Annotated in this window: 13 protein-coding genes and 1 tRNA gene; 6 read left to right on the top strand and 8 right to left on the bottom strand. The window is 64.3% G+C overall.

Going from position 1 to position 14,073, the window contains the following annotated elements:
* The first annotated feature begins 73 nt into the window (after positions 1-73).
* The 3 genes from FJW07_RS08415 (at position 74) to FJW07_RS08405 (ending at position 3,029) form a co-directional block, all read left to right on the top strand.
* On the top strand, positions 74-1,609 hold the full coding sequence (locus tag FJW07_RS08415) for an undecaprenyl-phosphate glucose phosphotransferase (RefSeq protein WP_140855699.1): 1,536 nt from the start codon (positions 74-76) through the stop codon (positions 1,607-1,609).
* The gene (locus FJW07_RS08410) at positions 1,606-2,898 is read left to right on the top strand and encodes an O-antigen ligase family protein (protein ID WP_140855697.1); all 1,293 of its coding nucleotides are present in this window, start codon (positions 1,606-1,608) and stop codon (positions 2,896-2,898) included. Before FJW07_RS08415 ends, FJW07_RS08410 begins: the two co-directional genes overlap by 4 nt.
* A 54-nt stretch (positions 2,899-2,952) precedes the next feature.
* A tRNA-Pro gene (locus tag FJW07_RS08405) sits at positions 2,953-3,029 on the top strand.
* A gap of 51 nt (positions 3,030-3,080) precedes the next feature.
* On the opposite strand, the gene FJW07_RS08400 is transcribed toward FJW07_RS08405, so the two are convergent.
* The gene (locus FJW07_RS08400) at positions 3,081-4,091 is read right to left on the bottom strand and encodes a sugar-binding transcriptional regulator (RefSeq protein WP_140855695.1); all 1,011 of its coding nucleotides are present in this window, start codon (positions 4,089-4,091) and stop codon (positions 3,081-3,083) included.
* A 152-nt stretch (positions 4,092-4,243) separates the two neighbouring features.
* Between FJW07_RS08400 and FJW07_RS08395 the strand changes: the two genes are divergently transcribed.
* On the top strand, positions 4,244-5,026 hold the full coding sequence (locus FJW07_RS08395; protein WP_140855693.1) for a hypothetical protein: 783 nt from the start codon (positions 4,244-4,246) through the stop codon (positions 5,024-5,026).
* Positions 5,027-5,043: 17 nt separating this feature from the next.
* On the opposite strand, the gene ptsP is transcribed toward FJW07_RS08395, so the two are convergent.
* From ptsP to FJW07_RS08370, 5 genes are read right to left on the bottom strand one after another with little or no spacing between them, the layout of a single operon-like run.
* Positions 5,044-7,029, bottom strand: a complete 1,986-nt coding sequence (gene ptsP, locus FJW07_RS08390; RefSeq protein ID WP_140855691.1) for a phosphoenolpyruvate--protein phosphotransferase — start codon at positions 7,027-7,029, stop codon at positions 5,044-5,046.
* A 49-nt stretch (positions 7,030-7,078) separates the two neighbouring features.
* A complete protein-coding gene (locus tag FJW07_RS08385) occupies positions 7,079-7,459 on the bottom strand; it encodes a PTS glucitol/sorbitol transporter subunit IIA (protein WP_140658568.1) in 381 nt (126 codons plus the stop codon).
* Positions 7,460-7,486: 27 nt separating this feature from the next.
* Positions 7,487-8,491 (bottom strand): PTS glucitol/sorbitol transporter subunit IIB, encoded by a 1,005-nt coding sequence (locus tag FJW07_RS08380; protein ID WP_140641477.1) that lies wholly within the window; start codon positions 8,489-8,491, stop codon positions 7,487-7,489.
* A 15-nt stretch (positions 8,492-8,506) separates the two neighbouring features.
* The gene (locus FJW07_RS08375; protein WP_127867858.1) at positions 8,507-9,274 is read right to left on the bottom strand and encodes a PTS glucitol/sorbitol transporter subunit IIC; all 768 of its coding nucleotides are present in this window, start codon (positions 9,272-9,274) and stop codon (positions 8,507-8,509) included.
* Positions 9,275-9,327: 53 nt separating this feature from the next.
* Positions 9,328-9,765, bottom strand: a complete 438-nt coding sequence (locus FJW07_RS08370) for a transcriptional regulator GutM (protein WP_140682591.1) — start codon at positions 9,763-9,765, stop codon at positions 9,328-9,330.
* Positions 9,766-9,955: 190 nt separating this feature from the next.
* On the opposite strand from FJW07_RS08370, the gene FJW07_RS08365 reads away from it, so the two are divergent.
* Together FJW07_RS08365 and FJW07_RS08360 are read left to right on the top strand one after the other, a co-directional pair.
* The gene (locus tag FJW07_RS08365) at positions 9,956-10,597 is read left to right on the top strand and encodes a hypothetical protein (protein ID WP_140641473.1); all 642 of its coding nucleotides are present in this window, start codon (positions 9,956-9,958) and stop codon (positions 10,595-10,597) included.
* Between the two features lie 90 nt (positions 10,598-10,687).
* Positions 10,688-11,362: an HAD family phosphatase gene (locus tag FJW07_RS08360; RefSeq protein ID WP_140855689.1), complete on the top strand. Its 675-nt coding sequence runs from the start codon at positions 10,688-10,690 to the stop codon at positions 11,360-11,362.
* A gap of 63 nt (positions 11,363-11,425) precedes the next feature.
* Here FJW07_RS08360 and FJW07_RS08355 read toward each other — a convergent pair whose 3' ends face one another.
* Both FJW07_RS08355 and FJW07_RS08350 read right to left on the bottom strand, forming a co-directional pair.
* Complete coding sequence (locus tag FJW07_RS08355; RefSeq protein ID WP_140855687.1) at positions 11,426-12,583, bottom strand: DUF930 domain-containing protein; 1,158 nt, start codon at positions 12,581-12,583, stop codon at positions 11,426-11,428.
* A 137-nt stretch (positions 12,584-12,720) separates the two neighbouring features.
* On the bottom strand, positions 12,721-14,070 hold the full coding sequence (locus FJW07_RS08350) for a pyruvate dehydrogenase complex dihydrolipoamide acetyltransferase (protein ID WP_140855685.1): 1,350 nt from the start codon (positions 14,068-14,070) through the stop codon (positions 12,721-12,723).
* Positions 14,071-14,073 lie beyond the last annotated feature (3 nt).

The following is a 14,073-nucleotide window of genomic DNA, read 5'->3' as shown; positions in this document are numbered from 1 at the left end:
AACCACCGGTTGTTTCAAGGCTTTCTTAGCTCTCTTTTGCTATGCAGTTGCGCGAAGCTCGCGGACAGTTCCCATGAATGAGATCGACCCCGCGCACCGCTTTTCCATAGATGCGGTGCGCAACTACGACACTCCCGCCGAGGGCGAAAAACCTGGCGGCATCAACGATGTGGCGCGCCAGGTCGCCTCACAATACCGGCGCGATACCATGTCGCCGATCATGGTCAGCGGCGTGCTGCGCATGGTCGAGTTCGCGATGCTGTTCCTGTCTGGGCTCTGCGTCTATTTCTACTATGTCGGCTTCTTCAGCTATCTGGCCTGGCAGTATCCGCTGGCGATCGCGGCGACGTCGTTCCTGGCCGTGGTGCTGCTCGACGTGACCGACTGCTACCAGATCGAGGCTTTGATGCGCCCGCTGGCCAACTTCGGCCGCGTGCTGCTGGTCTGGGCCGGCAGCTTCGCGCTGATGGCGCTCACCGCGTTCGCCATCAAGGCGTCGGAAGACTATTCGCGCCTGCTGTTCGGCACCTGGTTCGCGGTCGGCTTCGTGCTGATCTTCGGCCTGAGACTCGTGATGTCCAGCCTCATCCGGCGCTGGGCGCGCGACGGCCGCATGGAGCGCCGCGCGCTCATCGTCGGCGGCGGCAAGGCGGCCGAGCAGCTGATCCGCTCGGTCGAGAAGCAGCCCTACAACGACATCCGCATCTGCGGCATCTTCGACGACCGCAACGACAAGCGCTCGCCGCCGATCGTCGCCGGCTATCCGAAGCTCGGCACCATCTCCGAGCTCATCGAATTCGCCCGCATCGCGCGCATCGACATGCTGATCGTATCGCTGCCGCTCACCGCCGAATCGCGCGTCTTGCAACTTCTGAAGAAACTCTGGGTGCTGCCGGTCGACATCCGGCTCTCGGCGCATTCCAATGCGCTGCAGTTCCGGCCGCGCGCCTACTCCTATATCGGCTCGGTGCCGATGCTCGACATCTTCGACAAGCCGATCAACGACTGGGATTCGGTCGCCAAACGCGCCTTCGACATCTTCTTCTCGCTTGTCGGCATCGTCCTTTTTTCGCCGGTAATGCTCGCCACCGCGATCGCCATCAAGCTCGACAGCAAGGGCCCGGTGCTGTTCAAGCAGAAGCGGCACGGCTTCAACAACGAGATCATCGAAGTCTACAAGTTCCGCTCGATGTATACCGACCGGTCCGACCCGACCGCCAAGCAGACGGTGACCAAGAACGATCCGCGCGTCACCGGTGTCGGCCGCTTCATCCGCAAGACCTCGATCGACGAACTGCCGCAGTTCTTCAATTCGCTGTTCGGCTCGCTGTCGCTGGTCGGGCCGCGCCCGCATGCCATCGCCGCGCAGTCGCACAATTTGCTCTACAACGAGGTGGTCGACGGCTACTTCGCCCGCCACAAGGTCAAGCCCGGCGTCACCGGCTGGGCGCAGATCAACGGCTGGCGCGGCGAGATGGACACCAACGAAAAGATCCGCATGCGCACCGAATACGACCTCTACTACATCGAGAACTGGTCGATGCTGTTCGACCTGCGCATCCTGTTCCTGACGCCGATCCGCCTGCTCAACACGGAAAACGCCTATTGAGCGCAATCGCCCATCCGTTGCAGCCGCAGGCTGTCAACAAGTTGTCGCCGGAGGCGGTCAACGCCAAGCTGATTTCGCTGATCGCGTCGGCGGCGATCGGCGTCGGCATCCTGCTCTCCGGCTTCGTCATCAGCGAGCCGGCGCCCTACGAAATCTACATGGCAGGGCTGATCGCGGTCTGGGCGCTGTTCGGCCTTCGAATCTCGCGTGCGATCGTCCCGTTGCTGGTGCTGCTGGTGGCGATGAACATCGGCGGCATGATCGCCATGACGCAGATGGCGGACCTCGCCAACACGCCGCTCTATCTCGCCGTCTCGCTGTTTTTGGCCTTCAGCGCGGTGTTCTTCGCCTCGGTGACCTCGGTCCAGCCCAGCCTCTACCGGCTTATCTTCATCGCCTATGTCGTCTCGGCGGTGGCGACGTCGCTGCTCGGCATCGCCGGCTATTTCCATGCCTTTCCCGGCGCGGAGATGTTCACCAAATACGACCGAGCGGCCGGCGCCTTCCAGGATCCGAACGTGTTCGGGCCGTTCCTAGTGCTGCCCGGCACCTACCTGCTCTACCTGCTCCTGACCGGCCCGGTGTCGCGCATGCCGCTTCTGGCGGTGCCGCTGCTCATCGTCACCGCCGGCATCTTCTTCTCCTTCTCGCGCGGTGCCTGGGGCATGTTCGCCGTGTCGGCGGTGCTGCTCACCGCGTGCCTCTTCCTGCAGAGCGCCAGCGGCAGGTTCCGGCTGCGGGTCGTGGTGATGACGATCGCGGCCGTGGCGCTGCTGGTCATCGCCTTCATCGTCATCCTGCAGTTGCCCGGCGTGTCTGACATGTTCACCCAGCGCGCGCAACTCGAGCAGAGCTACGACTCGGCGCGGCTTGGCCGCTTTGCCCGCTATTCGATCGGCTTCCAGCTGGCGATGGAGCACCCGTTCGGCATCGGCCCGCTGGTCTTCGGCACGATCTATGGCGAGGACACGCACGACATCTGGCTGAAGGCGCTGATGGATTATGGCTGGCTTGGTTTCGTCTCGTTCCTGGCGCTCACGCTATGGACGATCGGGGCCGGCTTCCGCATCCTTTTGCGCGACCGGCCGTGGCAGCCCTATCTGCTTTGCGCCTATGTCGCCTATCTCGGCAATATCGGCCTCGGCACCTTCATCGACATCGACCACTGGCGCCATCTCTACCTGCTGTTGGGCTTGATCTGGGGCGCGATCGCGCTGGAGTACCGGCATCAGCGGGAATTGCGGCTGGGAAGGCCTGCATCCCTGCTTGCAATTTCACCTGCGCGATAGGCACCGAATTCGGTTGACCCGCACCGGGTTATCACGATACATCGCCACCCGGTCCGGAGTGTAGCGCAGCCCGGTAGCGCACTTGACTGGGGGTCAAGGGGTCGTCGGTTCGAATCCGGCCACTCCGACCATTTAAATCCTTGAAATCCCCCACGAAGACGGCACGAATGTGCCAGGCGAGTTTATGTATGCGCGGCCAGCATGCGGCGCGCGCTTTCTTCGTCGGTGATCAGGATGGTCGGCGCAATCAGGTTCATGGCACCGAGCAGCGCCTCGGTCTTCTCGGCGCCGCCTGAGGTGAGGATGCGGATCGGCGCCTTACGCAGGCGATCGACATCCACCGACATCACATGGCTGTTGACCGGATGGTCGACCAGATCGCCATTGCGGTCGTAGAAATGGAACAGAAGGTCGCCGACGGCGCCCCGCGCCAGCAGGGCCTCGCGGTCCGCTTCCTTGAGGAAGCCGCCGCGCGAGAAGGTGGTGGCCGAAGCGATGCCGCCGACGCTCAACAGAACGGCGTCGAGCGCATCGGCCATCTCGAAAATCTCCTGCAGGCCGCAACGCTCGACCAGCGCGATCTTGGTCTCGACGCTGTCGACGACGGCCGGCGTCGGCATCAGATAACCGTCGCCCTGGAAGATTTGTGCAAAGCGCCAGGCGAACTCGGCCGGATTGACCCGGCGCGCGACGCCGACGCCGCCAAGCAGCGAAATCACGCTGAAATCGGTCAGCGATTTGGCGCTGATGAAGGGCAAGGTATGGAATAGCGTCACGCCCCAGCCGACGCCGACCCGCATGCCGGATTTCATCGCATCGGACAGGAACATGCCGGTCTTGGCGGCGATTGCCGGGATTGGATCGGCGTTGGGATCCGTGAGCGGCGCGACCAGCGCCTGCTGCAGCCCAAAGGTCTTCTCCAGCGCCCGCTCCAGCCGCACGATCTCCAAAAGCTCGCTCTCGATGGTGATCTTCACCTCGTTGCGCGCCCTCGCCTCCGCCAGCATGCGCACGATGGTGACGCGGCCGACGCCGAGCACGTCGGCAATCTCGTTTTGCGTCATCTGCTCGACAAAATACATCCAGGCGGCGCGGATCCTGAGGCGGTCGGTCCGGCTTTCGCTGACGACCTGCTCGGATGCCTCAGCCGCCGCCCTGCCGTTTTCGGATTCGCCCTGCCGCCGCCTGCCCAATTTCCCCTCCAAGCCCGGCGATGATGCTGCCTCGCCGATTCTGCATGCTGGTTAAATATTGCCTATTGATCTACCAATCGAGACGAACAATCTAGAGAGGGCGACTGGCGCCCCAAGCCCTGACCGGCTTCAGCGTTTCGAGGCAATTGGCGATGCTGCGACAAATTTCCGAAGACGTCCGCGCCAACCTGAAGGACCGGCTTCGGGAACTGCGCGACGCGATCCGCCAGAACCGCCACGACAGCGCCGGCGATACCTCGCACGACATCGCCGGCAATTTGCCGCCCTTCCCGGGCCGCAGCCTGCTTGGCCATGCCGCGAGGGCCGTCGACGAGGCGCTGACGATCGCCGAATCCTTCGTTCCGCATTCCCGGCCGCTCAAGGTCGACGGCACGACCGTCAAAAGCCTGCGGACCTATTTCCCGCAAGGCGACGAAGACCGGCAGATCGGCGGCGAACGCCAGTTCAGGCGTGACATGTATTATCTGACCCGCGCGGTTCTCGCCGGCTACGGCATCGACAATCCGCGCGTTCACGAGGCGGGCTTTTCCGCCGTGCACGCAGCGATGCGCAAGCGCCACGCCGATCTTCTGGCTGCCGCGACGGGCGACGCGGCATCCACGGATGAGGTCGCGGCGGCCTGCGCGGCTCTCCTCGTCGAATGCCTCAACCACCGTCCTGTTCAGCCTGGCGAGATCGGGACAGGCCCGGCGATAGCCGGCGACCGATCTCTCGACATCAGATGCCTTGCGCCGGTGGTGCTTGCCTGCGGACTGGCGACCAAGGCCGACGGCACGCCCGAGCCCGACATTCTCGAGATCGCGGTGCTGGCGGCCGAAGTGCGGGAGGATCGCATCTGGCAGGCCTGCGCCCATGCCAATGCCGTCCAGGAACTGACACCGGTTCTCGCCACGCTGCTCGCGCATCTGACGTAACCCGCCGCGAGGATCCGCTATCGCTCGGCCACCATGGCCGCGATCGTCTTCTTGGCGCGCTGGATCGAGGCCGGGCTCATGCTGAGTTCGGTCAGGCCCATCCCGACGAAGGCCGGGATCAAGTCCGGACGACCGGCGGCCTCGCCGCACATGCCCACCATGATGCCGGCGGCGACACCCGCCCTGGCCGTCAGCTCGATCGCCGACATCACCGCCGGATTGGTGACGTCATTGAGCTTGGCGACCGTCGGATTGAGGCGGTCGGCGGCCATGATGTACTGGGTGAGGTCATTGGTGCCGATCGAGAAGAACGCCACTTCCCTTGCCAGCGCCGGCGCGATCAGCACGGCGGCGGGCGTCTCGATCATCACGCCGAGATCGAAGCTTGCATGCGGCACGCCTTCGGCCTTCAATTCCGCCGCGCATTCATCGACCAGCGCGCGGGTGCGCGTCACTTCGGCGATTTCCGAAACCATCGGCAGCATCACCTTGATGTTGCCGTGGACGGCGGCACGCAGCAGCGCCCGGAGCTGCTTCTTGAAGATGTCGGGACGGTCCAGGCACATGCGGATGCCGCGCCAGCCGAGGAAGGGATTTTCCTCGTCCGGAAACTCGATGCCGGCGATCGGCTTGTCGCCGCCGATGTCGAGCGTGCGCACGATGACCGAATGCGGCGCAAACGCCTTGGCCAAGGCGCTGTAGGTCTCGGCCTGCATGTCCTCCGACGGCAGATGCATGTGGCGCATGAACAGCAGCTCGGTGCGGAACAGCCCGACGCCCATGGCGCCGGCTTCCTGCGCCGCCTCGATCTCCTCCAGCGAGCCGATATTGGCCGCGACCTCGATCACGGTGCCGTCGGCGCGCTTCGGGGTCACGCCCTTGAACACCTTGAGGCCCGCGCGCTCCTGCGCCGCCGCCTCGACGCGCCTGTTGAAATCAGTACGCGTGGCCTCGTCGGGGTCGACGAGAACGTGCCCCGCATTGCCGTCGATGGCGACCTCCTTGGCCGCACGCAACTCATTGATCTTATCCCCCAGACCCAGCACGGCCGGAATGCCGTGCGAGCGGGCGATGATGGCGATGTGCGAGGTGGCGCCGCCATGGCCGCAGATCACGCCGCCGATGCGCTTCAGCGGCGCGCGCGCCAGATCCCAGGCGCCGATGTCGTCGGCAATGAGGATCGCGCCCTGCGGTATCGTCTCCAGGCTGACTTCGTCCTGGCCGAGCAGCACCAGGCAGATCTGCCGGCCGACGGCATGGACGTCGTCGGCCCGGGCGTTGAGATAGTGGTCGTCGACCGCGCTGAAATCGGCGGCGATGGTGGCCGCGGCCGCAATGACCGCCGAGACCGCGTCGTCACCGCCCCGGATCAGCCTTTCGACCTCGCCGGTCAGGCTGTCGTCGGCGGCTATGTCGCGCAGCGCCGCGACGATGCCACGGTCGCCGGCGGAGAGATTGTTCTCCGCAAGCGTGCGGTCCATGCGCGCCTGGACGCTGGCGACAGCGCCGTGGAAGCGCTCGAGCTCACTGTCGATCTCATCGGCCTGCAGTCGCCTGCCCGGCCCCTCGATTTCCGGCGGGAAATGGGCAAAGGCCGGCCCGATGGCCACGCCTTCGCTGGCGGCGATACCCTGGAGTTTTGGTGCTCCATCCGGCGACGCGGCAGTCGGCGGCGTGGCTTGCGGAACGGACAAGGCGGCTGTGGCTTCGGAGCCAGCTTCGGCAGCCTCGCCCTCGTCGTCGAGGCCAGCGCGCGGGTTCTCCAGATAGCCTATCAGCGCCTCGATAGCCTCGATCGCGTCGGCGCCGTTGGCGCGCACGGTGACTTCCTGGTTTTCCTTGACCGCCAGCAGCATCAGCTTGACCGAGCTCTTGGCGCTGACCGCCTTGCCGTCCTTGACCAGTTCGACATCGGATTCGAAACCCTTGGCGAGTTTCACGAACCGCGTGGCGGGACGGGCGTGCAAACCTTCGTGCACTCTGACGATGGTCGAGCGTTCCATGGCAATAACTCTAGGTTTGTGGCGCCGTCGACAGACAGCGCGGATATTATCAGGCGGCGATGGTGATGACAGCGCCCGGCGTAAGCGCCGCCACGAGCGCTCCGGTATCGACCTCGGATGCGCAGACTTCGCCCGGCCTTTCAGCCTCGGTCGCTCCGTTGAAGGAGATGACGACGTGACCCATCTCGCGGACCTTGCTCCACGCGGTGGAGCCAACCGCCGTTATCACAGCCGAAACCGGTCCGAGCGTGATCGACGCGCCTTTTTGCGGTGCGTCGTCACTGGGTCCCTGCTCTGCCAGATGAAGCACGGAAACCTCGGCCAGTTCCGGAGGCGAGCCATCCGCGAACAGGATGACCACGCCGCCTTCGGCGAGGTCCGCCACTTCGGGTCCGATAGCAGTGACCCGTGTCTTGAGAAGAACCGACATATGGCGAACCTCGATACTGTTGACGACTTAGAACACGATCAGGGACACGACCCATGCGATCAGCACGGAGACCGGGCCCATGATCTGGCGGCTGATGAGCACCGCCGGCACGCCGATTTCGATCGTCTTCGGCTTGGCCTCACCGAGCGCCAGACCGACGGGAACGAAATCGCAGCCCACCTGGGTGTTGTAGGCAAACAGGGCCGGCAGCGCCATTGCGGGCGAGATGGTGCCGTTGGCGATCTGCGGCCCGATGATGGCGACGCCGATCACCTGCGCGATGACCGCGCCCGGGCCCAGGATGGGCGACAGGAACGGCAGGCCGCAGATGGCCGAGATGACCAGCAGGCCGACGATGTTGTTGGCCAGCGGACCCATCGGCTGCGCCAGCACGTCACCGATGCCGGTATAGAGGATCAGGCCGATCAGCATGGTCACGAAGGCCATGAAGGGCAGCACGTTGCGGATGACCTGATCGATGGTGCGGCGGCCGGAATTGAAGAAGATGCCGACGACGCGGCCCATGACGCGGCCGATCGAGCTGATCAGGCCGATAAGCCCGCCCTCGCTCGGCAGCGGCTCGGCCGCCCTGGATGCAGTGTTGTTGCTTGAACTCATCGATGCTGCTCCCCCCGCAGTGGTGACCGCTTCGGATCCGTCCGCCATTGTGACATTGGCCGGCTTCACGCCCGAAACGTAGATGTCTTCCGTGATGAACTGGGCGAGCGGACCCGCCTGGCCGACCGGCGTCAGATTGACGGTCGGGATACGCTTGCGCGGATAGACGCCGCAGCGCGCGGTGCCGCCGCAGTCGACGACGACGACCGCCATCTCGCTTTCGATCGGCGGCGCCTTGAAGCCGTCGACCGCCTCGGCGCCGGTCATATCAGCGATAAGCTGCGCCACCGGATGAATGCCGCCACCGGTTACCGACACGACCTTGCTGCGCTGTTCGGTCGGCTCGATGACCAGCGGACCGCCCCAGCCGGTGGACCCCTTCGAGATCTTTACCGCCTTGTATGTCTTGGCCATGGTGTCCTCCCGCCCTTAGAGCTCGACGCCCTGGCGGCGTGCCATGATGGCCGTGATGCGCTCGGTCAGCATGCCCTTGAGCAGGATGACGACGAGGCCGACGATGGCGTACCAGATGGCCACCTTGACATGGTAGCCGTTGGCGATGACGCCCCGCTTCTCGAGGTCGAGCAGCGCGACCAGCATGCCGCCCCAGACGAAATATTCGCCGGGGTTGATATGCGGGAACAGGCCGAGCGGCGGATGCACGTAGGACACGGCCGCGTCGTAGAAGGCGGGCTTGTGCTTTTCTTCCAGGAAAGAACCGAAGGTGTAAGCCATCGGGTTGGTGAGGAAGAACACCGACAGGACCGGCAGCACCGTATAACGGGTCAGCGCAATGCGGCCGGCGCCGCGCGCCAGGCCGTGAACGCGCTCTTCGCCGACCAGTTCGGTGACGGCGTAGAAGGCGGTCATCAGCACCACCAGCGTCGGGATGATGCCGGTGACGAAGCCGGCGAACACTTCGCCGCCCTTCTGGAAGATGCCGATGAAATACTTGCCGATCGCGGTCAGCCAGCCGAGCTGCTCTTCCTGCTGCACGTTCTTCAGCTGTTCCTTCAGCTGATCGGCGGTGACCGGCGCGTTGTCGGTCGTCGCCTGCGCCAGGACAACAAGATGATCGGTGGCATGCTCGACGCCGAGCTTGCCGTGCCAGGCAGCATCCGAGACCATGGTGCCTGCGACATGCAGGTTATGCACCGCCAGGTCGGCATGCTGCGCCAATAACGAAATTACAGACATTTCTCCTCCTTATGACCCCTGCCGGTCATTCCCAGCCGGCTGCCGGCGTCCGTTTATGCCCTTGCTACGTTCAAGCCGGACAGGCCCGGCTTCTTCCCCGGCTCCGACCGCGCGCGGTCGATCTGCTCGATCGCCCGTTTCACGGCCTCGGCCACACCGGGTTCCCCCTCCCCCATGATCGCAGGGTTGGACCGGAGTCGATCGAGGGGGACGCCCTCGAATTCTTCATGTCGCTTGAACTTGGTCAGCACCGAGCGGCCGCTCATGACCATCATGCGGCGCACGATCAGATCCGGCGTCACGACGACCAGCGCGATGGTGCCCTTGGCAAGCCGGCCGCGGAAATTGCCAGCGCCGACGAAGCCGTCCTTGAACTCTCCGGTCACGCCTTTGAAGACGTCCGAATAATGCCGCATCTGCAGCCAGACGCCCAGCGATTGCAGCGCCCAGACAACAAACAGCAGAAGCAGTGCCCACTGCCAGATCGCCATTCGGTACTCCTCCCGACTCTCGTTCCTCCGACGCATATTGGACGGAGGTGAGATGACCCGAAAGTGAGAACATTTGTTTCCTCGGATGTCAACATGTATTATATTAGCCGTCATAACGCTCCACAGGCGGCTGACCGATTTCGGCATCGGCAAGGCCTGTGCTAGCCTGCCGTCAAACGGGAAGTGAGACATGGACCTGCCTTTCAGGCACGAACTCGCGCTTATGCCGGACCTTCGCCACCGGCTCCGGCAGCTGCGCTGGTTCCGCGCTACCTTCCGCAGCAGCGCGAAAGTGGTGTCCGAAACGTTCGGCGTGCGCTTCGAGATCGACGAGGCCAAGTTGACGCGCGCTTTCCTCGACTGGATCGAAGTCATGGAAGCGCAGAAGCGATTCGCTGCCGTCGACCGCGCGGACTTCATCGTCTTCGCCGCCGGGCTTGTGCTGCGCGAGCTGATCCGGCAGGCGCCGGCGCGGGAGATTTCCGGCCTCACCGACATGATCGAGAGCGAGGCCAATGCCGGCACGGCGGAAATCGTGCGCTTCTGGCCGGAAGGCTTCCTCTATACCAACTACTGCGTATCGGCGATCCTGGCCGTGCACGAGCAGGAGTTCGGCACGGCGCCCAGCATCGACAAATGCGCCGACGACCTGCGAACCTGGTGGTCTTATCGCGAGAACGCAACGGAAATGCCCGCCTATGCCGTGGCCTTTCTCGACCGCTTCCTCGGCGCCGAGCCCAACTGGATCACACCCGACCGCGCGCAGTCGCGCCAGGCCATGCAGCGCGCGCTTGGATCCACGCCGGTCAGCGAGGCGCTGCGCCAGCTTTGAAGCGTTGGGGACGTTAGCCGCCCGACTATTGAACATCTGACTTTTTATCGATAGCGATGTGCGCATTGGCACAGGAGCCGGGAGAAGCGCGTGGCGCAACCTAGACTGATGATTTTCGATTGCGACGGCGTTCTCGTCGACAGCGAGCCGCTGGCCGCCAAAGCCTGTGAGCGCGTCTACGAGAAACACGGCATGCCCGGCGTCCATGGCGGCATCATCGCCCAATGCATCGGCATGAAGCAGTCCGACATCATCGTCAAAATCAAGGAACTGACCGGCCATCAGTTTCCGCCCGCCGCCGACGGCGATATCTGGACCGAGACCAAGCTGCTCTTTTCCGAGGAGCTGAAGCCGACGCCGGGCATCGCGCCATTCCTGAGCGCACTTGCCGGAGACCGCTGCGTCGCCTCGTCGTCCTCGGTCGAACGCATCAACCACAGCCTGTCGGTGACCGGGCTGTCACGCTTCTTCGGCGAAGCGATCTTTTCCTCCTCGATGGTGAAGAACGGCAAGCCGGCGCCCGACATCTTCCTCTATGCCGCCGAGAAAATGGGGGCGAAGCCGGCCGACTGCATCGTCGTCGAAGATTCGCCGCTCGGCGTCCAGGGCGCGGTCGCGGCCGGCATGATCGCGATCGGCTATACCGGCGGCGGGCACACTTATCCCGAGCACGGTGCGCGGCTGAAGGCTGCCGGCGCCGATTTCGTCTGCGCCGACTGGCGCGAAGTCGGCCGGCAATTGGCGGGGCTTGGTGTTCCGGCCTGATCTAACTCTTTGTTGGGGCATGATCGTCTCCGGAAACCGGTTCCCACTTTTCGAGATCATGCTCTAGCGGAGACTGGGGAAACGACGCCGGGTCCACTCACCGGGCGGGACCAGTCCCCCCACACGGAAGTTGAAGGACAGGACCCTCGTTGCATCGGCGTCGACCTCGCAGCGGAAGCTCAGATCGTACCATTGCGTTGTCGTGCTGAAGGCAGCCTGCGTAGGGTTAAGAACATTGCCCTGCTTCAGGGGAATAGTCGGCAGCCATTTGGGCGAGTAATCGGCACTTTGCAATTCCTGGTTCAGAACATTGGCGCAAAGATTGGCAACGCGCTGATCGCGCGGCACGCTCTCCATCGAGCTTGTGGCCAGCGCGTTGCCGGTCGCACCCGGCGAGTAGAGCTTTCTGACGCCCGGCAGGCCGGAATAGATCGGCGATCCCGCAACCTCGGTGTCGGCGGGGTTTGACCTGCCTGGGTTCCCGCTTGGCGCTCTCAAGGCTCTTGCCGATTTGAACTTCATCGCCTTGGAAGGTTTAGGCTTTGCCTTTTCGGTTGACGATGGAGGTGCGGGCTTGTCGCCGGCTTCGGCCGTCAACGGCTTTGGCGCTTCGGCCGCCTGGTTCTCGGCGGGTTGCGACGCCTTGTCCGGCTGCTGCTTGTCAGTGTCCTCGGTCGCCTGCTTCTCCTCGCTTTGCGCGGGTTTTTCGTCCGGCGGGGCGGTTGCCGGCTTCTCTTGGAGCTTGCTGACCTGCTGCTCGGGCGTTGCAGCGGCTGGCTGGTCGGGCGCTGGCTTCGGTGCGACCGGCGGCTTCGCTGGTTCATTTTGGGCTGGCGACGGCGCGTTGGCTGGAGCGCTGCCTCCGTTCAGAGATTTCTCTGGGCCGGTATCCTTCTCGCCATACTGGAAAACGCGCTTCAGAACCGGAATGTCCTGCGGCTTCGGCGGCTGCGGAGGCGGCGGCTTTTGCACGGCCTGCTCAGGCGGCTTTTCAGCCTTCTTTTCAGGCGTCGGCTGCGGCGGCTTTGGAGCGGGCTTCGGCTTGGGCTGATCGGGCGGCGGCACGATCGCGACATTGACCGGCTGTTCCTGCTGATCCGGCTGTTGGTCGGGTCTCGGCAAGCCAAGGAACAAGAACGCTGCAATCAGGGCATGCAGGAATAGCGATGCGGCCAAGGCCCACCGCCAATTCCGAAACCATTCCCGCATCTTGCCGTTCATAGCGCCCGATGTGGAACGAAATAGCGGCGGCTTCAAGCGCTAGGCAGGGTTTCCTACGAGCTGCCGGCCTGACAAGTCGGTGATCGGAGGGTCCGTGGCGTTAAGAGCAAGCCGGATCAAGGGCCTGCAGGATTGGCTTACACCAGCATGCCCATCGGGTTTTCGATCATGCGCTTGAAGGCGCCGAGCAGTTCCGCGCCAAGCGCGCCGTCGACCGCGCGGTGGTCGGTCGACAGCGTCACCGACATCACGGTGGCTATTCTGATCTCGCCCTTCTTCACCACCGCACGCTCCTCGCCGGCGCCGACCGCTAGGATCGTCGCATGCGGCGGGTTGATGACGGCGGCAAAGTCCTTGACGCCGAACATGCCGAGATTGGACACAGCGGTGGTGCCGCCCTGATACTCTTCCGGCTTCAACTTGCGGCTCCTGGCGCGGCTGGCCAGGTCCTTCATCTCGTTGGAGATGACCGACAGCGTCTTTTCGTCCGCATGCCGGATGATCGGCGTGATCAGGCCGCCGGGGATCGACACCGCGACGCCGACATCGGCGTGCTTGTGCTTGACCATGGCGCTCTCGGTCCAGGAAGCATTGGCGTCCGGCACCGCCATCAGCGCCATCGCCATCGCCTTGATGACCATGTCGTTGACGGAGAGCTTGTAGGCCGGGGCCTCGCCCTTGTCGGTCTTCCTCATCGGCGCCGCGGCATTCAACTGCGTGCGCAGCGCCAAGAGCGCGTCGAGCTCGCAGTCGAGCGTCAGGTAGAAATGCGGGATGGTGGACTTGGCCTCGACCAGGCGGCGCGCAATGGTCTTGCGCATGTTGTCATGCGGCACAAGCTCATAGGAGCCTTCGGCGAACAGCTTCAGCACCTGGTCGTCCGACATCGGCTTGGGTGCTGGGGCCGGAGCGGATGGAGCGCCGGCCGGAATCTCGGCGGCGGGCTGAGCAGAGGCGGCCGCGTCTTTCGCGGCGGCTGCGGCCTCAACGTCGGCGCGCACAACACGGCCGCGCGGACCGCTGCCTGCTATAGCCGAGAGGTCCAGATTTGCCTCACGGGCCAAGCGTCGAGCCAAAGGCGTGGCTCGGGCGGGCCCTTGCGATTGGCTGATCTCCCCCCTCGTGGAGGAGATGGCCGGCAGGCCAGAGGGGGGCGCGACAGAATAAGAGGTTGACGGAACAGCGCCCCCCTCTGTCGGCTTCGCCGGCATCTCCCCCCTTAGGGGGGAGATTGGCGCGTAGACTTCGTCATCGGCATAAATCCACGCCACCGGCTCGCCGACGGGAATGTCGACGCGCTCCTTGCCGGTGACGTTGCGCAGCGTGCCGCTGGCCGGCGCATCGATCTCCATCGCCGCCTTGTCTGTCTCGATCTCGAAGAGCACGTCGCCCTTCTTGACCTTGGCGCCTTCCTCTGCGAACCAGCGCGAGATCTGTCCGGTCGCCATGTCCATGTCGACCTTGGGAAGAATGACTTCGGTCGGCATCGC

The organism is Mesorhizobium sp. B3-1-9 (assembly GCF_006439595.1).
GTDB lineage: Bacteria > Pseudomonadota > Alphaproteobacteria > Rhizobiales > Rhizobiaceae > Mesorhizobium.
The sequence above is the reverse complement of the archived record's forward strand: the minus strand, read 5'-3'. Positions and strand labels throughout refer to the sequence as shown.